This is a genomic window from Streptomyces sp. PA03-3a (assembly GCF_033792735.1).
In the GTDB taxonomy this organism is placed as follows: Bacteria; Actinomycetota; Actinomycetes; order Streptomycetales; family Streptomycetaceae; genus Actinacidiphila.
The window spans coordinates 39,704-59,761 of the sequence record NZ_JARAVM010000044.1; the positions used below are offsets into that span (position 1 = coordinate 39,704).

A 20,058-nucleotide genomic window follows, 5' to 3' on the forward strand; every position below is an offset into this window, starting at 1 on the left:
CGGGCCGGTCCCGCCGAATCCTTCATCCGCGCACACCAGGGCCGGTAGCGTGCCGCTCGCGGCCGCCCCCGCTCCGTTCGCGCCGCGACGAGGCGTGTGCGAGCGTGGCCGGAGGCGTATCCGCACACGCCGCGGGTAGGGAATCGGGCCCCGAACGGTCCCACGGGAGGCGAGTGATGAAGCGACCCAGGATCCTGGTCGTCGGCGGCGGCTTCGCGGGCATGGAGTGCGTGCACCGGCTGGAGCGGCGGCTGACCCAGGACGAGGCCGAGATCACCTTGGTCACGCCCTGGAGCCACCAGCTCTACCTGCCCCTGCTCCCGCATGTCGCCGCCGGTGTGCTCACCCCGCAGGCGGTAGCCGTCCCCCTGCGCCGCATGGTGCACCGCAGCGAGGTCATACCCGGGCGGGCGATCGGCGTCGACCCGGCCGCCAAGGCCGTCGTCATCAAGAAGATCACCGACGAGGAGCTCGTCAGGGAGTACGACTACCTGGTGCTGGCCCCCGGAAGCGTGACCCGCACCTTCGACATCCCCGGCCTCACCGAGTACGGCCGCGGCATGAAGACCCTGGCCGAGGCGGCGTACATCCGCGACCACGTCATCGCCCAGCTGGACCTGGCGTCCGCCACCACGGACCAGGCCGAGCGGGAGTCGCGGCTGCAGTTCGTCGTCGTCGGCGGCGGCTACGCCGGCACCGAGACGGCCGCCGTCCTGCAGCGGCTGACCACGGCTGCGGCCAAGCGCTACCCGCGCCTGGACCCGGCCCTCATCAAGTGGCACCTGATCGACATCGCGCCCCGCCTGATGCCCGAACTCGGCGAGAAGCTCGGCCTGAAGGCGATGCAGATCGTCAGCGAGCGCGGGGTCGAGGTCTCGCTCGGCGTGTCCGTCGCGGAGGTGACCCCCGACACCGTGACCTTCACCGACGGGCGCAAGCTGCCCTGTCGCACGCTCATCTGGACCGCCGGCGTCGTCTCCAGTCCCCTGGTGGCCACGCTGGGCACCGAGACCGTCAAGGGCCGGCTCGTCACCGACCCCGAGATGCGCATCCCCGGCGCCGACGGGGTCTTCGCCCTCGGCGACTCGGCCGCCGTCCCCGACCTCGATGTGGGCGGCGGCGCGGTCTGCCCGCCCACCGCCCAGCACGCCATGCGGCAGGGCAAGGCCGTCGCCGAGAACGTCGTCGCGGCGCTGCGCGGTCGCCCCCTTCAGCCGTACCGGCACCGGGACCTCGGTCTGGTGGTGGACCTCGGCGGGGTCGAGGCGGTCTCCAAGCCGCTCGGTATCCCGCTCAGCGGCCTCCCCGCCCAGGTCGTCGCCCGCGGCTACCACCTGGGCGCGCTGCGCACCTTCCCCGCCCGCTTCCGGGCCGCCGCCGGCTGGTTCCTCAACGCCGTCGCCGGGGACGACTTCGTCCGCACCGGGTTCCAGGCCCGCAGGCCCGCCGCCCTGAAGGACTTCGAGGTCACCGACATCTACCTCACACCCGAGGAGATCCGCCGCCACGTCGAGTCGCTGCGCGCGACGGTCGCCTGAGCCCGCACACGAGCACCACCGCACCCACATCTGAACACCGACACCGCTGACGGCGAGGGACATGACCCAGCGACGTGAGACCCTGCGCATCGCCAACTGCTCCGGCTTCTACGGCGACCGCCTCTCGGCCGCCCGAGAGATGGTCGAGGGCGGCCCGATCGACGTACTGACCGGCGACTACCTCGCCGAGCTGACGATGCTGCTGCTCTGGAAGGCCCGGCAGCGCGACCCCGAGGCCGGCTACGCACTCTCCTTCCTCGCCCAGATGGGCGACGTCCTGGGCACCTGCCTGGACCGCGGCATCAAGATCGTCGTCAATGCGGGCGGGCTCAACCCCGCCGGGCTGGCCGCCCGACTCCGCGAACTGGCCGCCCTGGCGGGGCTGAACCCGTCCGTCGCCCACCTGGAGGGCGACGACCTGCTCGACCGGCTGCCCGAACTCCAGCGCGAGGGCCACCCGTTCACCCATCTGGCCACCGGACTCCCGCTCGCCGACGCGGGCGTGCGCCCGCTCACGGCCAACGCCTACCTCGGCGCCTGGGGCATCACCGAGGCCTTGCGCGCCGGGGCCGACGTCGTCATCTGCGGCCGCGTCACCGACGCCTCCCTCGTCGTCGGCCCCGCCGCCTGGGCCTTCGACTGGGCCACCGACGACTGGGACCGGCTCGCCGGCGCCGTCACCGCCGGGCACATCATCGAGTGCGGAGCCCAGGCCACCGGCGGCAACTACTCCTTCTTCACCGAGATCGAGAGGCCCGTGCGCCCCGGCTTCCCCATCGCCGAGCTGCGGGCCGACGGCTCCAGTGTCATCACCAAGCACGAGGGCACCGGGGGAGCGGTCACCGTCGACACCGTCACCGCCCAACTGCTGTACGAGATAGACCGCCCCGCCTACCTCAATCCCGACGTCGTCACCCGCTTCGACACCGTGACCCTGGAACAGCAGGGCCCGGACCGCGTCCTGGTCAGCGGCGCCCGGGGCGAACCCGCCCCCGACACCCTCAAGGTGTGCCTCAACCACCACGGCGGGTACCGCAATTCGGCCGCCTTCGTGCTCACCGGCCCCGACATCGAGGCCAAGGCCCGGTTCGCCGAGGCGTCCCTGCTCGACGCGACCGGCGGCCCGTCCGGCTTCGGGACGTACGACCTGCGCACCGAGCCCACCGCCACCGGAGCCCGGCTCACCCTCACCGTCAAGGACGCCGACAAGGACAAGGTCGGCCGCGCCCTGTTCGGCGCCGTCGTCGGAACGGGCCTGTCCACCGCCCCCGGGCTGCACATGGAGCACTTCTCGCCGAGACCCACCGAGTACGGCGTGCACTGGCCGGCCCTCGTCCCCGCCGCCCTCGTCCACCCCGAGGTCGTGCTCCAGGACGGCACCCGCGTCGCCGTGCCGCGCCCGCCCGCCACGCCGGTACGCGTCCCCGCGCAGCCCCCGGCCCCGCCCGCCCGTCCGGTCGAGGGCCCCACCGTGCGCGCCCCCCTGGGCCTGCTCGTCGGCGCCCGATCCGGCGACAAGGGCGGCGACGCCAACGTGGGCCTGTGGGCCCGCGACGACGCCGCCTACGGCTGGCTGCGCGACTGGCTCGACGTCGAACGGCTGCGCGCACTGCTGCCCGAGGCCGCGAAACTCCCCGTCAGCCGCTATGAGCTGCCCAACCTGCGGGCCCTCAACTTCGTCGTCCACGGCCTGCTCGGCGAGGGCGTCGCCGCCTCCACCCGCCCCGACCCGCAGGCCAAGGGGCTCGGCGAGTACCTGCGCGGGCTGGAGACCGACATCCCCGCGGTGCTCGTCCCCGGGCAGCGCCACGAGGCATGATCGCGCCATGAGCAACCTCGATGTCCATCCCGTGCCCGCCACGTGCGGCGGGCGCGAGGACGTGTCCGCCAAGCCCGTCCGCGACCTGCTCACCGGACGCCTCGTGCCGCTCGGCGAGAGCACCGCCGTACGGCGCCTGCTGCCCAACCTCGGCCGCCGCATGGTCGGCGCCTGGTGCTTCGTCGACCACTACGGTCCCGACGACATCGCAGACCAGCCCGGAATGCAGGTCCCCCCGCACCCGCACATCGGGCTGCAGACCGTCAGCTGGCTGCACGAGGGCGAGGTGCTGCACCGCGACACCCTCGGCAGCCTGCAGACCGTGCGCCCGCGGGAACTGGGCCTGATGACCTCGGGCCGGGGCATCGCCCACTCGGAGGAGTCCCCGCGCGAGCACGCCCGCCTCCTGCACGGCGCCCAGCTGTGGGTCGCCCTCCCGGAGGCCGCACGCCACGGCGGGCCCGCCTTCGAGCACCACGCCGACCTGCCGGTCCTGCGGGGCGGGGGCGGCCTCACCGCCACCGTGATCCTCGGCGGGCTGGACGGCGCGGCCTCGCCCGGCACCGTCCACACGCCCATCGTCGGCGCCGACCTCGCCCTCGCCGCGGGCACCGACGTGACGCTGCCGCTGGAGCGGGACTTCGAGTACGCGGTGCTGTCGATGTCGGGCCGGGCCGAGGTGGACGGCGTGCCCGTGGAGGCCGGATCGATGCTCTACCTGGGCTGCGGCCGGACCGGACTGCCCCTGCGCGCGGACTCCGACGCGGGCCTGATGCTGCTGGGCGGCGAGCCGTTCGGGGAGAAGCTGGTCATGTGGTGGAACTTCGTCGCCCGCAGCGGCGAGGAGATCGCCCGCGCCCGCGAGGAGTGGAACACCGGAAGTGCCTTCGGCACCGTGCACGGCTACGACGGCGACCGCCTCCTGGCCCCGGAGATGCCCGCGACCCCCCTGAAGCCGCGCGGCCGCGAACGCTGACCGCTGCGCGCCGAGCCGGAGTTCCCCGGCCCTGCCCGCCGCCCACGCGCTGCGCGGTGCGCGCCACGTGGCGTCCTCGGGCGGCCGCCGGTCGCGGCGCGGGGCCGGGGGCACCGTCCTCCGCCGCCGTGGACGGCGGTTTCCGCGGTGGCCGGGTCGGCCACGGCCGAGGTGCTTCCGGCAGGCCCGGCCGCGCGACGTCAGACGCGGAAGACCGCCCCGACGAACTCCGTGAGCAGCCGCTCCTTGAGCGGGACGGGCAGCGCGTCGAGCAGTGCGAGCACCGGCGCCATCCGTCGCGGCAGCGCGGTGCCCCCGCCCATACCGGCGAAGGCCAGTACCGCCTCCACCTCCTCCGGCCCCAGGGTGTCCGGGTCGAGCCCGGCCGCGAACTCCGCGATCGCCGGGTCCACCGCCACCGGCTCCAGGGCGCGCGCCGCCTTCAGCGCCGCGTCCAGGTCGGTGAGGAGCGCGTCGACCAGCCCGGCCGCCGCGGGGGTCAGGGTCAGGTGCAGGTTGGGCGGCAGCCCGTCGAAGGACAGCTGCGGCTGCAGGTACCAGCCGCGTTCGCGCATCTCGTCGGCGAGGTGGAGCAGCAGGCTCAGATCCGGCGCGCCGCCGGCGCCGGCCAGCGTGAACGCGACGAGCCCGGCCTGCGGATCGCCGAGCACCCGCACCCCCTCGACGGCACGCAGCCCCGGCAGCAGCCGCTCGGCGGCCGCCGCGGTGCGCTCGGCGAGCGCCCGGTAGCCGTCGTCGCCGATGTGCCGCTGCACCGCCCACGCCTGGGCGAGCAGCCCGGCCGACTTGGTGCCCTGCACCGTGGGGTTGACCACGGGGTAGCCCGGCCAGCCCGCGTGCGCGAAGTACTGGTGGCGGCGGAGCGCGGCGTCCCGGTAGAGCACCACGGAGGCGCCCTTGTCCGCGTACCCGTACTTGTGCAGGTCCACCGAGAGCGAGGTCACCCCGGGCACCGACAGGTCGAAGTCCGGCACGTCCCGCCCGGCGCGCCGCAGGTAGGGCAGGAGCCAGCCGCCGATGCAGGCGTCGACGTGGCACAGCACACCGCGGCCGGCCGCCGCGGCGGCGATCTCCGCGACCGGGTCGACCACCCCGTGGGCGTACGAGGGCGCCGAGGCCACCACCAGCGCCGTGCGGTCGGTGATCGCCGCCGCCGTCGCCGCCGGGTCGGCCCGCAACGTGTCCCGGTCCACCGGCACCACCACGGTCTCCAGGCCCAGGTAGGCGGCGGCCTTGTGGAAGGCGGCGTGCGCGGTGGAGGGCAGGACCAGTTGGGGCGCGGTCACCCCGCGCACCGCGCGGGCGTGGTCCCGGGCGGTCTTCACGGCCAGCAGGATCGACTCGGTGCCGCCGCTGGTGAAGGTGCCCTGGGCGCCGGGGGTGCCCAGCAGCGCCACGGCGGCGGCGACCAGGTCGTTCTCCAGCCGCGCGACGCTGGGGAAGACCGTCATGTCCAGCCCGTTGACGGTGGCGAACTCCGTGTACGCCGAAGCGGCCAGCTCGTCGACGCCGGACAGCCCGGAGTCGTAGACGTACGCGAAGGTGCGGCCGCCGCGGGTGGGGGCGTCCTGGGCGCGCAGCCCGGCCAGCCGCGCCAGCACCTCGTCGGCGGGGCTGCCCTGCGGGAGGGCGGGAGAGGGAACGGGCTCACTGGGCATGGTCGTCGGTGTCCTCGGGCGGGTCGGTACGGGCGGGGGTCTGCGGGACGGGACCGGCGGGGTCCTCCCGGTAGCGGTGGAGCAGCCACAGGCTCGCGGCGGCGAGCACCGCGGGCAGCACGCTCATGCCGGCGTTGATGCCGGTCAGGGCCGAGTCCGGCTGGTCGGCGTGGTGCGCGGCGTCCGAGGAACGGAACCCGCTCACCGCCAGCACCAGGGCGAACGCCCCGGCGCCCAGCGCGAACGCCAGGGTCTCGGCCGCCGTCCACAGCCCCGTGAAGGTGGCCGCCCGCCGCCGCCCCGTGCGGACCGCGTCCGCGGCCAGGGTGTCGGCGAGCATCGTCAGCGGCAGCAACTGCAGCCCCGCGTAGGCGATCCCGACGGCCGCGACCGCCGGGTAGCCGAGACCCGGCCCCGCGTACGGGGTGAGGGCCAGCAGGGCGGCCGCGACGACGAAGAGCAGCGAGGCGCACCACTGCGCGTACTTCACGCCGCGCGCCCGGGCCAGCCGGTTCCACAGCGGCATCACCAGCACCAGCGGGCCGATCATGCAGACGAACAGCGGGGTGACGGCCCCGGCCGCGCCGAGGGTGTACGTCGCGTAGTACTGCACCCCGGCCAGCATGATCCCCACGGCGAGCGCCTGCAGCGTCCACATCCCCACCAGGAAGAGGAACGGCCGGTTGTCGCGGGCCGCCGCCAACTGCGCCCGCAGCGAGGGTTCCGGTTCGCTGCGGGCGACCGACGGGGCGTGCCGGGTGAAGCGCCAGGCGCCCAGCATCCCGGCCAGCAGCAGCACCGCCACGACCGCCCCCATCAGCCGGTAGCTCGCGGGGGTGTCGCCGTTCTCGTGGGCGACCGCCGGTGCCAGCGCCCCCGACAGCAGGATCGCCACCCCGAGGAACCCCACGCGCCAGCCGAGTACCCGGGCGCGCTCGTCCGGGTCCTCCGTCATCTCCGCGGGCATCGTCACGTACGGCACCTGGAAGACCGCGTAGGCGGTGGCGGCCAGCAGGAAGAGCACCGCCACGTAACCGGCGGCCGCGGCCCCGCGCAGCGGCGGTGCCGCGAAGACCAGCGCGAACAGCGGCGGCAGCGTCAGCGCCCCGGCCAGCAGGAACGGCCGTCGCGAACCGCCCTGCAGCCGGCTGCGGTCGGCCGCCGCGCCCACCAGGGGGTTCATCAGCACGTCCCACGCCTTGGGGAGGAAGACGGCGGCGCCCGCCACGGCCGCCGGGACGGCCAGCACATTGGTGAGGTAGTAGAGCAGGATCAGCCCCGGCACCGTGCCGAAGGTGCCGGTGCCCAGCGACCCCAGGCCGTAGCCGATCCGCACCTGCCGGGGCAGCGGCGGGGCGGACGCGCGGCCGGCGTCCTCGGCGGGTGCGGAGGGCAGCGTCTCGGACATGGCCCCCCTGCGGGTCCGGGTCGTCTCGGGTCGGGCGTGCGTACCTGCGCGACGGCGCGGCGCGCCGTGGCCGGACGCCGCGCCGTCAGGCGTAGGAGATCACGCCGACCCGGGACTCGGACAGACCTGTGAGCAGGTCAGTTCACGAAAAGCTCCGGTCCCGCCACCACCCGGCCCGCGACCTCGCCGAAGCCGATGCGGGTGCCGTCCGGCCCCGGGGCGGTCGCCGAGACGACGAGCTCGTCACCGTCCTCCAGGAACGTCCGCTTCGTGCCGTCCGCCAGTACGAGCGGCTCCTCGCCGTTCCACGTCAGCTCGATCAGCGCGCCCCGCTGCTCGCGCCGCGGGCCGCTGACGGTGCCCGAGCCGAAGAGGTCGCCCGCCCGCAACGAGGCACCGTTCACGGTCATGTGGGTGACCATCTGGGCGTACGTCCAGTACATGGTGGAGAACGGCGGACGCGAGACGACCTCGCCCCGCAGCCGGACCTCCACGGCGATGTCGAGCCCGCGCGGCGGCGTCCCCGCGCCCCGGTCGTCCAGGTAGGGCAGGATCCCCACGTCGTGCGGCGGGGGGTCGACGCGCGCAGCCGACAGAGCGTCGAGGGGCACGATCCACGGGGAGACGGACGTCGCGAAGGACTTCCCGAGGAACGGGCCGAGCGGCACCGTCTCCCAGGCCTGGATGTCGCGGGCGGACCAGTCGTTGAGCAGGCACACCCCGAAGACGTGCTCCTCGGCCTCCGCCAGCGGCACCGGCTCGCCCTGCGCCGTCGGACCGCCGACGACGAAGCCGATCTCGGCCTCGAAGTCCAGCCGTTCGCACGGCCCGAAGGACGGGGCGGACAGGCCGGCGCCCCTGCGCTGCCCGTTGGGGCGGACCACCGGCGTCCCCGACACGACGACCGTGCCGCTGCGGCCGTGGTAACCGATGGGCAGGTGCTTCCAGTTGGGGGGCAGCGGCTCCCCGTCCGGGCGGAAGATCCGGCCGACGTTGGTGGCGTGGTGCTCCGAGGCGTAGAAGTCGACGTAGTCGGCGACGTCGAAGGCGAGGTGGAGCGTGACGGAGTCGCGCGGCAGCAGGTGCGGCTCGACGGCCGCCCGGTGGGCCTCGTCGGTCAGCCACGCGGTGATCAGCGACCGCACCGCCGTCCAGGCCGAACGCCCCGCCGCCAGCAGCGGGTTGAGCGTCGGCGCCGTCAGAAGCCCTGCCTCGGGCCCGGCTGTTCCCGCTCCGGCGGAGCGGGCGGCGGCGCCCACGTCGAGCACGTGGTCTCCGATGGCGACGCCGATCCGGCGTTCCTGCGGACGGTCCGCGGTGGTGAACACCCCGTACGGCAGATTGTGGACGCCGAAGGGGGAGTCGTCCGGCACGGCGACCCAGGTGGGGGCGGCCATGGCACCTCCAGATACGTCGGGGCCGCGCTTCCTCGCGCGGTCGGCTCACCCTAACGTCCAGCGTGGCCTGCGCCGCCGTGCGGCCCCGCGTCGGTAGTCTCGCCGGACATCACCCGTTCCGCCCCATTCGCGAGCGAGGAGGCCGGCGATCAGCCACCCCGGGAGCCAGCCCCAGGAAGCCGACGAGCTGCGCGAACTGCTGCGCCGTCCGGCGTACCGCAGGTCGCTCGTGTTCTCCGCGGTGATCGGGATCCCGGTGTCTTTCCTGGCCTTCTGGTTCCTCGTCGCGCTGCACGAACTGGAGCGGCTGCTGTGGCAGGTGCTGCCGGGGCAGTTCGGCCTGCAGGCGCCTCCGTGGTGGTGGCCGCTGCCGCTGCTCACCCTCGCCGGTGCGATCGTGGGCCTGGTCGTCACCCGCCTTCCCGGCCGCGGCGGCCACGTCCCGGCGGGCGGTCTGCACACCGTGGGGCTCACCCCCGCCGCCCTGCCCGGCGTGGTCATCGCCGCCCTGGCGGCGCTGCCCCTGGGCGCGGTACTCGGCCCCGAGGCCCCGCTCATCGCCTTCGGCGGCGGACTGGCTCTGCTCTTCCGCGACCTGGTCCGCACGCCGGCGACCCCGCAGAGCAACGCCCTGGTGGGCGCGGCCGGTTCCGCGGCGGCGATCGCCACGATCTTCGGCAACCCCGTGGTGGCCGCGGTGCTCCTCATGGAGGTGGCCGGTGTCGGCGGGCCGCAGCTGTTCGCCGTGATGCTGCCGGCCCTGCTCGCCAGCGGCGTGGGCGACATCGTGTTCACCGGCTTCGGCCGCTGGACGGGACTGAAGACGTCCCACCTCGACATCGGCCTGCCCCGCCCGCCCACGCTCGACGCGGGCGACGTGGTGTGGGGCGTTCTGCTGGCCCTCGTGGTCGGACTGGGCGTGCACCTGACCGTCACCTGCGGCAAGGCCGCGGCGGTGTTCGTCTCCCGCAGGCCGCTGCCGCACACCGTGCTCTGCGCGCTCGCCGCCGGAGCCTGCGCCGCCGTGTACGCGCTGGCAACCGGCCGCGGCCCGGAGGAGGTCGCCTCCTCCGGGCAGACGGCACTGGCGCAGATGGCCGCCCACCCGCACCTGTGGCCCGCCGGGGCCCTGGTCGGGGTGCTGCTCTGCAAAGGCGCCGGCTATGCGCTGTGCCTGGGCGGCCTGCGCGGCGGCCCGATCTTCCCCTCGCTCTTGCTCGGCGGCGCCGCCGGGCTCCTGGCCGCCCCGCTGCCCGGCTTCGGGGTCGTGCCGGCGATGGCGGCGGGCATGGCGGCGGCCACCGCCGCCGCGATGCGCCTGCCCGTGAGCAGCGTGGTGCTCGTGGTGCTCCTGCTCGGCAACATCGAGTCGGTGCCGGTCGTGGTGCTCGCGGTGGTCGTCGCCTTCGTGGCGGCCGAACTGCTGCCGCAGGGCCCGGACATCCCACCCCTGCCGCCGCTCGGCGGCGGACGTCCGCCGGCCGGGCGGGCACCTCGTCCCGCGTCGTCACGGCCGTGACGGGCGCCGCAGGCGCGACCGCGTCTCATGGGTCTCAGGGAGGGCGTCAGGCGCTCTCCGCCCGGAGGCGTCCGCCGCGGACGGCCTCCACGAGCGCACGGTGGTCCCGCTCGTTCTGGTCCGCGTACGCCTCGGCGAACCCGGCGACCGCCCGGTCGAAGACGTCCGAACCCCCCAGATAGGCGGCGATCGCGATCCGGTCCCCGGACCGCGCGTGCGCCCTGGCCAGCGTGGCGCCGCACACCTCACCGAAGAGCGTCATCGTGCCGGGGCTCAGGTTCTCGGCCACCACGATGCCCTTCCAGTCGCGCAACTGCCGTATGTAGAAGTCGCGCTGACGTCCGTCCACCCCGTACAGGCGCTCCCAGCCGAGGAAGATGTCGCTGGTCGCCTGCATCAGGCGCTGACCGGCGACCACCCGCTCGCCCTGCGTACGGTGCGGGCCCGGCCCCGCGTACGGGGCCAGGACGGACTCCTCGGCCTCCTTCGCCTGCAGGAACAGCGGATCCTCGTCGTCCTTGCCGAGCAGGAGCAGGATCCAGCAGCGGGTCCCCACACTGCCGACCCCGACGACCTTGCGCGCGCAGTCGGCGAGCCGGTACTGCTCCAGCAGGATGCGGCGGTCGGGCTGCAGGGTGTGGCCGTACCGTTCGACGAGCCGGGCGATCTCCTTCTCCAGCGCGGCGCGGGCGTCACCGTCGAGCAGGTCGCGCAGCGGCACCAACAGCGGCGGATCGGGGGCGATCAGACGTCTGCCGCCGATCACCCGCGTCAGCTTGTCGAAGGCCTGCAGCGTGTCGCGCGCCCGGGCCCGGGCCCGGGCGCGCTCCCAGCGTGCCCCGTCCTCGCCGCCCAGCATCGGCGCGAACTGCTGCTGCAACTGGTCCGCCTCGAAACGCGTGTACCAGACCTGCAGGTTGCCCATCCCCGCGAAGCCGCGCATCCGGCGGCGGTAGGCGCCGACGGCGGCCCGCACCACCCGGGCGCGCTCGGCCGCCGAGAAGCCGTTCGCGCGGCCCGCGATGACCAGACTGGCGGCCAGGCGCTTGACGTCCCACTCCCAGGGGCCCGGCAGGGTCTCGTCGAAGTCGTTGATGTCGAACATCAACCGCCGCTCCGGCGACGCCAGCAGCCGGAAGTTCAGCATGTGCGCGTCCCCGCACAACTGGGCCCGCAGACCCGAGCGGGGCGTCTGCGCCAGGTCCCCGGCCATGACGGCGGCCGCCCCGCGGTAGAAGCGGAACGGCGACTCGATCATGCGGCCGTAGCGGATCGGCACCAGCTCCGGCACGCGCCGCTCCGACTGCTCCGCCACGACGTCCACCGGATCGGCCCGGTCGGCCGCGGGCTCGTAACCGGCGTGCGCGGAACGCGGCGCCCTCTTGCGGGCCGCCTTGCCGTGCGCGGCCCGTTCCCCGGGGGATCGCCACCGGGCGTCCACGGTCATCGCGGTCACCGTCCTCCGGGCCGCACGGCCCCGCCGGGGGTGAGCGGGTGCGCCGGCCACCTCAAACGTAAGCCCGCCCCATGGGCCCGGCGAGTCGGACCCGGAGCCGTGGAGTTGTGCCCGCCGGCGGCCCCGGTGACCATGACCGCATGGACGCGGCCGGCCGTTCCCCCGTGCCCCCGACTCCCGGTGGGGGCGGCGATGGTCCTTGACCTCGTCCTGATCGGGCTGGCCGTCACCTTGTTCCCGTTCCCGCTGATGGCGTTCGTGCTGGTGCTGAGCACCCGCGGCGGGGTCTGGAAGGGCCTGGCCTTCATCGTGGCCTGGCTCGCCTGCCTGGTCGCGGTCGTCGCGGCGGTGCTGCTGCTGACCGGGGGCGAGCCGCCGCAGCCGAAGTCCTCTCCGTCGGCGGCAGCCCTCGCCGGCAAACTCGCCGTCGGCGTCGGGCTGGTGGGCTACGCCGAGCACCGCAGGCGCCGCGCGGCGCGTCCCCACCGGCCGTCCCGCATGGCGAACCGCCTGGAGCGGGTCTCGGCCTGGTCGTCCGCGGGCCTCGCGGTGCTTCTCCAGCCGTGGGGCCTGGTGGCGGCGGGCGCCGCGACCGTCGTCGAGGCCGATCTGTCCCACCTCGAGTCCTATCTGGCCCTGCTGGCCTACTGCCTGATCGCCAGCTCCAGCCTGCTGACGATGGAGGTCTACACCCTCGTCGCCCCGCACTCAGCCCGCGTCCGGCTGCGGGCCCTGCGCACCTGGCTCGACGGCCACCAGGACCAGGCGATCATCGGGCTGTGCCTGGTCATCGGGCTGGTGCTGGTCTCCAAGAGCCTGTACCAGCTCACCGCCTGAGCCCGAGGGCGCGCGCCGACTGGCGGCGCGTCAGCTCCCGGGCGGGGCCCGTGCCGAGGTGCGCCGGACCCGTCCCGGTGGTCCAATGGCACGGGGGATCGCGCAGGGGGAAGGGAGCGGTGCCGTGAGCGACCCGATCGACGAGATGGGCCCCATCGACTACGTGGTGATCGAGTTCCCCGGCAACCGCATGACCGGTGAGGCCTTCCCCCTCCTGCTCGACCTGGTGGACCGCGGGCTCATCCGCATCCTCGACCTCACCTTCGTCCGCAAGGACGCGGACGGGAGCGTCGCCGGCCTGGAGATCGCCGACCTCACCGCCGAGGGTCTCGGTGAACTCGAGGTGTTCCAGGGCGCCTCCTCGGGCCTGCTCGGCGAGGACGACCTCGCGGACGCCGCCGCCGTCCTCGAACCGGGCAGCTCCGCCGCCGTCCTGGTCTACGAGAACCTGTGGGCCGCGCCCCTCGCGGTCGCGGTTCGACGAGGCGGGGGCAGGCTCGTCGCCAGCGGCAGGATCCCCGTGCAGGCCGTGCTGGCCTCCCTGGACGCCGGCGAGCCCGGGCCCCGGTGACCTCCGGTCAGGCGTTGCCGCCGACGACGGTGAAGCTCATCCACGGCTCCGCGTCGGGGATGCCGGAGTTGCTGGTCTTCGTCGCCAGGTAGTAGCTCTCCGTGCCCTCCAGGTTCGTGCACCCGGGGCCGGTGTGCAGGATCACGTCGCTGAGCGTGTTGTTGGCGACGGACCGGGCACCCGTGGGCGGCAGCTGGTGGCAGCCGTCCACCGACGGACTGTCGAGCTGCACCACCTTGTTGTCGGGGGTGGTGTACACCAGCGAGCCCACCGCTTTGGGGGTCAGGCCGGAGCAGCCCGCGGCGCCGAGCAGAAGGAACAGGGCGCCGGCGCGGATGCCGTGCCGCCGGAGATCTGCCATGGTGAGCGTCCTCGTCTGTGCGGAGAGCGGTGCGAAGGCAACGCTGCCCCGAAGCGCCGGCCCTGTCATGCCGGGCGCGACCAGTCGGCGCAATCGCCCGTCACCCCCTCCCGCTCGCGACGGTCCTCCCGATGCCCGGTCCGGCGGAGCCACGTGCCGGCCCCGGCACGGCGTGCGGCACGCCCGGCGCGGTGGTCGAATGGAGGCCCAGGAGCCACCGGAAGGGGACGGCATCATGCCCGGTCTACTGCGTGGAGCGGTACGCACGGCCGTCGTCGCGGGCACGGCCACCGCGGTCTCACAACGTGTGGCGCGACGGCAGCAGGGCCGGTGGGCCCAGCAGGACTACGGACAGGCCCCGGTCCAGGAGCCCGCGCCCGCGCCGCCGCCCGCCGCCGCGCCGCCCGCCGCCGCGCCGCCGCCGCCCGCCCCCACGGCCGACATGGCGGGCAAGCTGGAGCAGCTCAAGCAGCTCGGCGAGCTGAAGGAGCAGGGAATCCTCACCGAGGAGGAGTTCCAGACGCAGAAACGCGCCATCCTCGGCGCCTGACGGCCCCGGTCCCGCGGAAGCCGAAGCCCGGCGGAGGACCCGAAGACGCCACAGACGCCTGTGGGCGGCACCGCCGGTCTCCCGGTCGTGCCGCCCACAGGCGTCTGCATGGTGTCCGAGGGGGGACTTGAACCCCCACGCCCGATAAAGGGCACTAGCACCTCAAGCTAGCGCGTCTGCCATTCCGCCACCCGGACAAGGTGTTCGCCGCCCGGCACTCGGCCCGGCGACGTGGAAAACAATAGCAAACATCCGGAGGTCCCCGATCACACGCTTCCCGAGGCGGAAACGTGACGGCCGCCCCGGGGCCCTCGCGGGCCGCGGAGCACGCGGGGGAGGATGGCCGGGACCGACGAACGAAGGAGACAGCGTGAGTGAGTCGAGCTCGGCCGCCCGTACGACCACCGGAGAGGACGAGGTCGTCGACCTCTGCCGGGACCTCATCCGGATCGACACCAGCAACTACGGCGACCACTCAGGGCCGGGTGAGCGGGCCGCCGCCGAGTACGTGGCGGAGAAGCTCGCCGAGGTCGGCCTGGAGCCGCAGATCTTCGAGTCGCACAAGGGGCGGGCCTCCACCGTCGCGCGCATCGCCGGCGAGGACCCCTCCCGTCCGGCCCTGCTGATCCACGGCCACACCGACGTCGTCCCCGCGAACGCGGACGACTGGACCCACCACCCCTTCTCCGGCGAGATCGCCGACGGGTGCGTGTGGGGGCGCGGTGCGGTCGACATGAAGGACATGGACGCCATGACCCTGGCCGTCGTGCGCGACATGCTGCGCAGCGGCCGCCGTCCGCCCCGCGACATCGTGCTGGCCTTCCTCGCCGACGAGGAGGCGGGCGGCGTCTACGGGGCGCGGCATCTGGTCGACCGGCACCCCGGGCTCTTCGAGGGGGTGACGGAGGCCATCGGCGAGGTCGGCGGTTTCTCCTTCACCGTCAACGAGGACGTCCGCCTGTACCTGATCGAGACCGCCCAGAAGGGCATGCACTGGATGCGGCTGACCGTGGACGGCACCGCCGGCCACGGCTCCATGACCAACACCGACAACGCCATCACAGAGCTCTGCGAGGCGGTCGGCAGGCTCGGCCGGCACGAGTTCCCGGTCCGGGTGACCAAGTCCGTCCGCGGCTTCCTGGACGAGCTGGGCGACGCCCTCGGTACCGAGCTCGACCCGGAGGACATGGAGGTGACGCTGGCCAAGCTGGGCGGCATCGCGAAGATCATCGGGGCCACGCTGCGCAACACCGCCGCCCCCACGATGCTGGGCGCCGGTTACAAGGTGAACGTCATTCCCGGCCAGGCCACCGCGCACGTCGACGGGCGCTTCCTGCCCGGGCACGAGGAGGAGTTCCTGGCCGACATCGACCGGATCCTCGGCCCCCGGGTCAAGCGCGAGGACGTGCACTCCGACAAGGCGCTGGAGACGAGCTTCGACGGCGCACTGGTCGAGGCCATGCAGGCGGCGCTGAAGGCCGAGGACCCGATCGCCCGGGCCGTGCCGTACTGCCTGTCCGGCGGGACCGACGCCAAGTCCTTCGACGACCTGGGGATCCGCTGCTTCGGATTCGCTCCGCTGCAACTTCCCCCGGAACTCGATTTCGCGGGGATGTTCCACGGCGTGGACGAGCGCGTACCGGTCGACGGACTGAAGTTCGGCGTGCGCGTACTCGACCGTTTTCTCGCGAACTGCTGAAACGACGCTCGCATCATCGACATTTCTTGCCGCTTAGCCGAAAAGAGTGAATGAATCCCGGCGGCAGTAGCGCGCCTCCTCCCTGGTCGTTGGTTCGTGTGCGGTCCGAGGTTGGGGCCGTTTTGCCAACAAGGAGGAAAAATGATCAAGAAGGTCGTCGCTGCTGCCGCTGTCACCGGAGGGCTCGTGGCTGCGGGTGCCGGCGTGGCCGTCGCCGACTCCGGCGCTCAGGCCGCCGCTGTCGGTTCCCCGGGGGTCCTCTCCGGCAATGTGATCCAGGTGCCCGTCAACATCCCGGTCAACCTGTGCGGCAACACGATCAACATCGTGGGGCTGCTGAACCCGGCCCTGGGCAACGCCTGCTTCAACAACTGACGCCGCGGCGGGCCGCACTGCTGCAGGCCTGATCCCGGCGGCCCCGGATGCGCCGTCTTCGCGTTCCGGGGCCGCCGCACCGGCTAGGGGTGGGACACCGGTCATCCGGCCCCGGGGGGTCATTCATTCCCCCGGCGGGCGACAGTCCGCCGGTTTCCGTATCGGAAAAAGCAAGAGGCAGGGACATTCAATGCGACAAGTCGCGAAAAAGGGGCTGCTCACGGCAGTCGCGACAGGCGGCGTGCTCGCCGTCACCGGCGGCATGGCCTACGCGGACTCCCACGCGTCCGGGGTCGCCGCCGGTTCACCGGGCGTTCTGTCCGGCAACACCATCCAGGCGCCGGTGAACATTCCGATCAACGCCTGCGGTAACACCGTCAACGTCGTCGGGCTCCTCAACTCGGCGGCGGGCAACACCTGCGTCAACGGCTCCATCGACCAGGGCAAGGGCCACGGCTACGGCCAGGGCAAGGGCTACGGGAAGAAGGAGAGCGGCGGCTACGGCGGCAAGTCCGGCGGCGGCTACCGCGGCAAGGACGGCGGCAAGGGTGGCTACGGCGGCGGCAAGGGCTACGGCCAGGGCGGCAGCAAGGGCTACGGCGGCGGCAAGGGCTACGGCCAGGGCCGCGGCGACGACGGTTACGGTCACCGCGGTGGCGGCGCCTCGGCGCGTGCCGCGGCCGTCGGCTCCCCGGGCGTGCTGTCCGGCAACGTGATCCAGGCGCCGATCAACATCCCGGTCAACGTCTGCGGCAACACCATCGACGTCATCGGGATCCTGAACCCGGCCGTGGGCAACACCTGCGCCAACACCGGTGGCTACCACCACCACAAGGGCGGCAAGGGCCACCACCACAAGCCCGAGCACCACGGCAACCGCCACAAGCCGGGCAAGGAGCACGGTGGCGGTGGCGGTGGCGGTGGCGGTAACGGCGGTGGCGGCGGTGGCGGCGGCAACCAGCCGCAGTCGATGGGCCACGGCGGCGGTCCGTCCCTGGCCCGCACGGGTGCCGGCGACATCGCCACGGGTCTGCTGACCAGCGCCGGTCTCCTGCTGGGCGGTGCGGTGCTCTTCCGCCGCGCCCGCGCGGTCAAGAACTGAGCGTCACGGTCTCACCCCTTCGAGCGGGGCCCCGCGTTTCGCGGGGCCCCGTTCCGCGTACAGGGCGATCTCACCAGGTGGCCCGTATCTGCCGGATGATTCGTCGGCGCAGCCGTACCCGGCGGCTGCCGTCCGGGTAGAGGCGGAGCCGGTCGAGCTCCCAGTGACCGTACTCGGCATGGTCGGTCAGCAGGCGCTGGGCCTCCTTGCGGGAGACCCCCCGAGGCACGTACACATCTCTGAATTCGTATTCAGGCATCGCATCTATTGTGCGGGGAACGCCTCGGTACGGATAGCGTCTTCTGCATGTCTGATGCCGCGCAGCCCACCGTTGCCGAGGTACGAGCCGCCGTCGAGGCGGTGAAAGCCGCGCTGGACCGCCACCTGGACGCCATCGAGAACCGCACCGGGGAGGACGATCCGGCGGTCTACGGGGCCTTCGAAGCTCTCGCCTCGGCTGCCGAGGCCTACGACGAGCTGCTCTACGACACCTATGACGAGGTCACGCCCTTCGAGGTGCCGCTCGGGGACACCCTCCCCGAGTACTCCGGGCCGGAGGAGCCAGGCGCGATCAGCGTCCTGATCCGCCGCGACTACACGGTCGCCGACCCGCAGCGGCTGGTCCGCCAGGCGGAACGGGTCTCCGACTCCGCCGCGGCCGAGGGCGGCGACGTCGGCGCGGCGGTCGGTGCCCTCTTCGGGGAGTACGAGCCCGACGAGATCGCCGAGCGCCACAAGGAGTTCGGTCTGGAGGAGGGCGACTCCACACTCTGGGTCACCGCGGCGGGGCCCGCCGAGCCGGGCGAGTGGCTCTCCGCGCCCTTCGACCAGGCGGACCCGCGGCATCTGCTCTGCCGCTTCGACGTCAGTGCGGTCTACGACGAAGAGGCCGACGCGGACGCGCTGGACCGCCTGGCCTGATCCGGAGCCGGCGCGGCTTCGCCGCGGGCCGGGGGAGCGGCCCCGGGTCCGCGCCGTGGATCACTCCGCCGCGGCTGCGGCCGCCTGCTCGCGCAGGATGTCACGCAGGCGGGTGGTCCGGTCCCGGGCGGGGACCTCCGCCACGACGCGGGGCAGCGCCTGCTCGACGCCCTGCACCACGGACAGATGGCGCTCCCCGCGGCTGAACGCGGTGTAGACCCAGGCCCGGGTCAGGGCCTGGGCGGCGTCCCCCGGCAGGACCACGACCGCGGCCGGCCAGCGGCGGCCCGCCGCCTGGTGCGCCGTGACGGCCCAGCCGTGCCGCACCTCGGCGGGCACGGCGTCGGGCGCGACCACCACGGGCGTGCCCCCGCAGTCCAGCCGCAGCCCCTGCGCGTCGGCGGAGACGACGGTGCCCGGCACGGCCGTCCCGGCGGCCGGGGCATGCACGATGCGGTCACCCGGGTCGAAGCCGCCGAAGCGGCCGGGCCCGGGGTTGAGACGCTCCTTGAGGGCGGCGTTGAGCGCCCGGGTGCCGGCGGCGCCGCCATGGCCCGGGGTGATCACCTGGGTGTCCTCCGGGGGCACACCGATGACCCGGGGCACGGAGTCCGCGACGAGCTGGACCGTACGGTGCACGGCCTCGCCGGCGTCCCGCACCGGGACGATCACGACCTCCTTCCCGGGGGCGTCGACCTCGGCCAGCTCGCCGAAGCCGATCCCGGAGACCAGCTCGCCCACCGGGCCGGGGTCGGGCGTGCGCGAGGCGACCTGCGGGCACACCTTCGCCGCCAGCAGATCGGCGAAGACCCGGCCGGGCCCGGGGGACCACAGCACCGCAGGGTCGCCGGAGAGCACCAGGCGCGCCCCGTCGGGCACGGACTCGACCAGGGTCGCGGCCGTCTCCACGTCGAGCTGGGGCGCGTCCAGCACCGCCAGCAGATCCAGCGCCAGGGCGCCGTCCTCGTCCCGCCCCGGGCCCTCGTGGCCCGAGAGGAGCCCGGCGAGGGTGGCGGTCGCCTCCGCGTCCACGGCGCCGGCCAGCCGCCGCCTGCCGTCCTCGGTGGCCGCCACGGCCCAGGCCCGCAGTCCCAGGGAGCGGGCGGCCGCCACCAGCGCCGCCGGCTCCTCCCGGGCCGCCTCCGCGCCGGTGTGGGCGACCAGCCCGCTCCCGGCGGCCGCGCTGACCAGGGCCGCGGCGGAGGGGGACGGGGCCGCGCCGGCCGCGCCCTCCCAGTCCTGCGAGCCGTCCGCCTCGAAGGTGTTGACGAGCCTGCTCAGACCGTCCGCGAGGCTCTCCTCGGCCAGCGCGTAGCGGTCGAGGCCGAGGAGCAGCCGCACCGGGGCCTCCTCGTCCTCGTCCTCGTCGCCGGCCGCCGCACGGGCGCCGGCGCTCTCGTCCGGCACATGGAAGACCAGCACCAGGCCGTCCGCGACGGCGGCCTTCAGGGTCTCCTCGGCGTTGCCGACCCCGTTCTGCCCGAGCGCCGCGCCGAGCGTGCCCCACTCGAGCGCGGTGTGGCCCCGCTCGGCGGCCCGCTCCAGCAGCCAGACGACCAGCGCGCGCACACGCCGCTCGTCGCCGGGGCCGCCCTCGCCGCCGAGCAGCGTCTTGGCGAAGCCGTCGGCCTGGTCCACCCGGATTCCTGCCAGTGCCAGGATCTGCCACGGATCCTCGCGCAGCGCCTCCCCGGCCCGCTCGCCCAGCGCCGTCACGGCGGCCTCGGCCAGGCTCTCCGGAGCCCCGCCCGCCGCGAGCACCGTCCGCGCGGCCGCCACGGCGTCCCCGCTGAGCTGCGCGGGCAGCGCCGGCCGCGCCACGGGGGCTGGCGCCGGGGCGGGGGAGGGGG

At 74.1% G+C, this 20,058-nt stretch carries 18 protein-coding genes and 1 tRNA gene; 11 read left to right on the forward strand and 8 right to left on the reverse strand.

The window, feature by feature from the left end:
* Nucleotides 1-176: 176 nt before the first annotated feature.
* From PV342_RS35675 to PV342_RS35685, 3 genes are all read left to right on the forward strand, one after another.
* On the forward strand, nt 177-1,538 hold the full coding sequence (locus tag PV342_RS35675; RefSeq protein ID WP_500320310.1) for an NAD(P)/FAD-dependent oxidoreductase: 1,362 nt from the start codon (nt 177-179) through the stop codon (nt 1,536-1,538).
* Nucleotides 1,539-1,599: 61 nt separating this feature from the next.
* Nucleotides 1,600-3,357, forward strand: coding sequence for an acyclic terpene utilization AtuA family protein (locus tag PV342_RS35680; protein WP_400807407.1), 1,758 nt, complete (start codon nt 1,600-1,602; stop codon nt 3,355-3,357).
* A gap of 7 nt (nt 3,358-3,364) precedes the next feature.
* Nucleotides 3,365-4,333, forward strand: coding sequence for a pirin family protein (locus tag PV342_RS35685; protein WP_500320311.1), 969 nt, complete (start codon nt 3,365-3,367; stop codon nt 4,331-4,333).
* Nucleotides 4,334-4,533: 200 nt separating this feature from the next.
* Here the strand turns inward: PV342_RS35685 and PV342_RS35690 are convergent, their stop codons facing one another.
* The 3 genes from PV342_RS35690 to fahA form a co-directional block, all read right to left on the reverse strand.
* A complete protein-coding gene (locus PV342_RS35690; RefSeq protein WP_500320312.1) occupies nt 4,534-6,012 on the reverse strand; it encodes a pyridoxal phosphate-dependent decarboxylase family protein in 1,479 nt (492 codons plus the stop codon).
* Nucleotides 6,002-7,420 carry an MFS transporter gene (locus PV342_RS35695; RefSeq protein WP_500320314.1) on the reverse strand — a complete coding sequence of 473 codons (1,419 nt, stop codon included), beginning with the start codon at nt 7,418-7,420 and terminating at the stop codon, nt 6,002-6,004. The genes PV342_RS35690 and PV342_RS35695 overlap by 11 nt, the downstream gene beginning before the upstream one ends.
* A 137-nt stretch (nt 7,421-7,557) precedes the next feature.
* Nucleotides 7,558-8,817: a fumarylacetoacetase gene (fahA, locus tag PV342_RS35700; RefSeq protein ID WP_500320316.1), complete on the reverse strand. Its 1,260-nt coding sequence runs from the start codon at nt 8,815-8,817 to the stop codon at nt 7,558-7,560.
* A gap of 196 nt (nt 8,818-9,013) precedes the next feature.
* Between fahA and PV342_RS35705 the strand changes: the two genes are divergently transcribed.
* A complete protein-coding gene (locus tag PV342_RS35705; protein ID WP_500320330.1) occupies nt 9,014-10,336 on the forward strand; it encodes a chloride channel protein in 1,323 nt (440 codons plus the stop codon).
* A gap of 46 nt (nt 10,337-10,382) precedes the next feature.
* Here PV342_RS35705 and PV342_RS35710 read toward each other — a convergent pair whose 3' ends face one another.
* A complete protein-coding gene (locus PV342_RS35710; RefSeq protein ID WP_500320318.1) occupies nt 10,383-11,783 on the reverse strand; it encodes a DUF2252 domain-containing protein in 1,401 nt (466 codons plus the stop codon).
* A gap of 201 nt (nt 11,784-11,984) precedes the next feature.
* On the opposite strand from PV342_RS35710, the gene PV342_RS35715 reads away from it, so the two are divergent.
* Both PV342_RS35715 and PV342_RS35720 read left to right on the forward strand, forming a co-directional pair.
* A complete protein-coding gene (locus tag PV342_RS35715) occupies nt 11,985-12,629 on the forward strand; it encodes a GAP family protein (RefSeq protein ID WP_400807395.1) in 645 nt (214 codons plus the stop codon).
* A 145-nt stretch (nt 12,630-12,774) separates the two neighbouring features.
* A complete protein-coding gene (locus tag PV342_RS35720) occupies nt 12,775-13,200 on the forward strand; it encodes a DUF6325 family protein (RefSeq protein ID WP_037731620.1) in 426 nt (141 codons plus the stop codon).
* A 7-nt stretch (nt 13,201-13,207) separates the two neighbouring features.
* Here the strand turns inward: PV342_RS35720 and PV342_RS35725 are convergent, their stop codons facing one another.
* Nucleotides 13,208-13,561, reverse strand: a complete 354-nt coding sequence (locus PV342_RS35725; RefSeq protein WP_361009083.1) for a hypothetical protein — start codon at nt 13,559-13,561, stop codon at nt 13,208-13,210.
* A 235-nt stretch (nt 13,562-13,796) separates the two neighbouring features.
* Here PV342_RS35725 and PV342_RS35730 point away from each other — a divergent pair, with 235 nt between their 5' ends.
* A complete protein-coding gene (locus PV342_RS35730) occupies nt 13,797-14,111 on the forward strand; it encodes an SHOCT domain-containing protein (protein WP_400807392.1) in 315 nt (104 codons plus the stop codon).
* Nucleotides 14,112-14,220: 109 nt separating this feature from the next.
* Here the strand turns inward: PV342_RS35730 and PV342_RS35735 are convergent.
* Nucleotides 14,221-14,308: transfer RNA gene (locus PV342_RS35735), tRNA-Leu, on the reverse strand.
* 173 nt (nt 14,309-14,481) lie between these two features.
* Between PV342_RS35735 and PV342_RS35740 the strand changes: the two genes are divergently transcribed.
* From PV342_RS35740 to PV342_RS35750, 3 genes are all read left to right on the forward strand, one after another.
* Nucleotides 14,482-15,810, forward strand: a complete 1,329-nt coding sequence (locus PV342_RS35740; RefSeq protein WP_386995241.1) for a M20/M25/M40 family metallo-hydrolase — start codon at nt 14,482-14,484, stop codon at nt 15,808-15,810.
* A 141-nt stretch (nt 15,811-15,951) separates the two neighbouring features.
* The gene (locus PV342_RS35745; protein ID WP_018559022.1) at nt 15,952-16,185 is read left to right on the forward strand and encodes a chaplin; all 234 of its coding nucleotides are present in this window, start codon (nt 15,952-15,954) and stop codon (nt 16,183-16,185) included.
* Nucleotides 16,186-16,375: 190 nt separating this feature from the next.
* Complete coding sequence (locus PV342_RS35750; RefSeq protein WP_500320321.1) at nt 16,376-17,287, forward strand: chaplin; 912 nt, start codon at nt 16,376-16,378, stop codon at nt 17,285-17,287.
* Between the two features lie 70 nt (nt 17,288-17,357).
* Here the strand turns inward: PV342_RS35750 and PV342_RS35755 are convergent, their stop codons facing one another.
* Nucleotides 17,358-17,546 (reverse strand): DUF5703 family protein, encoded by a 189-nt coding sequence (locus PV342_RS35755; protein WP_026250995.1) that lies wholly within the window; start codon nt 17,544-17,546, stop codon nt 17,358-17,360.
* A 47-nt stretch (nt 17,547-17,593) separates the two neighbouring features.
* Between PV342_RS35755 and PV342_RS35760 the strand changes: the two genes are divergently transcribed.
* Nucleotides 17,594-18,208 (forward strand): hypothetical protein, encoded by a 615-nt coding sequence (locus tag PV342_RS35760; RefSeq protein ID WP_386995235.1) that lies wholly within the window; start codon nt 17,594-17,596, stop codon nt 18,206-18,208.
* Between the two features lie 60 nt (nt 18,209-18,268).
* Here PV342_RS35760 and PV342_RS35765 read toward each other — a convergent pair.
* Nucleotides 18,269-20,058 (reverse strand): helix-hairpin-helix domain-containing protein (locus tag PV342_RS35765; RefSeq protein WP_500320323.1); only part of this gene is annotated, 1,790 nt, incomplete at its 5' end.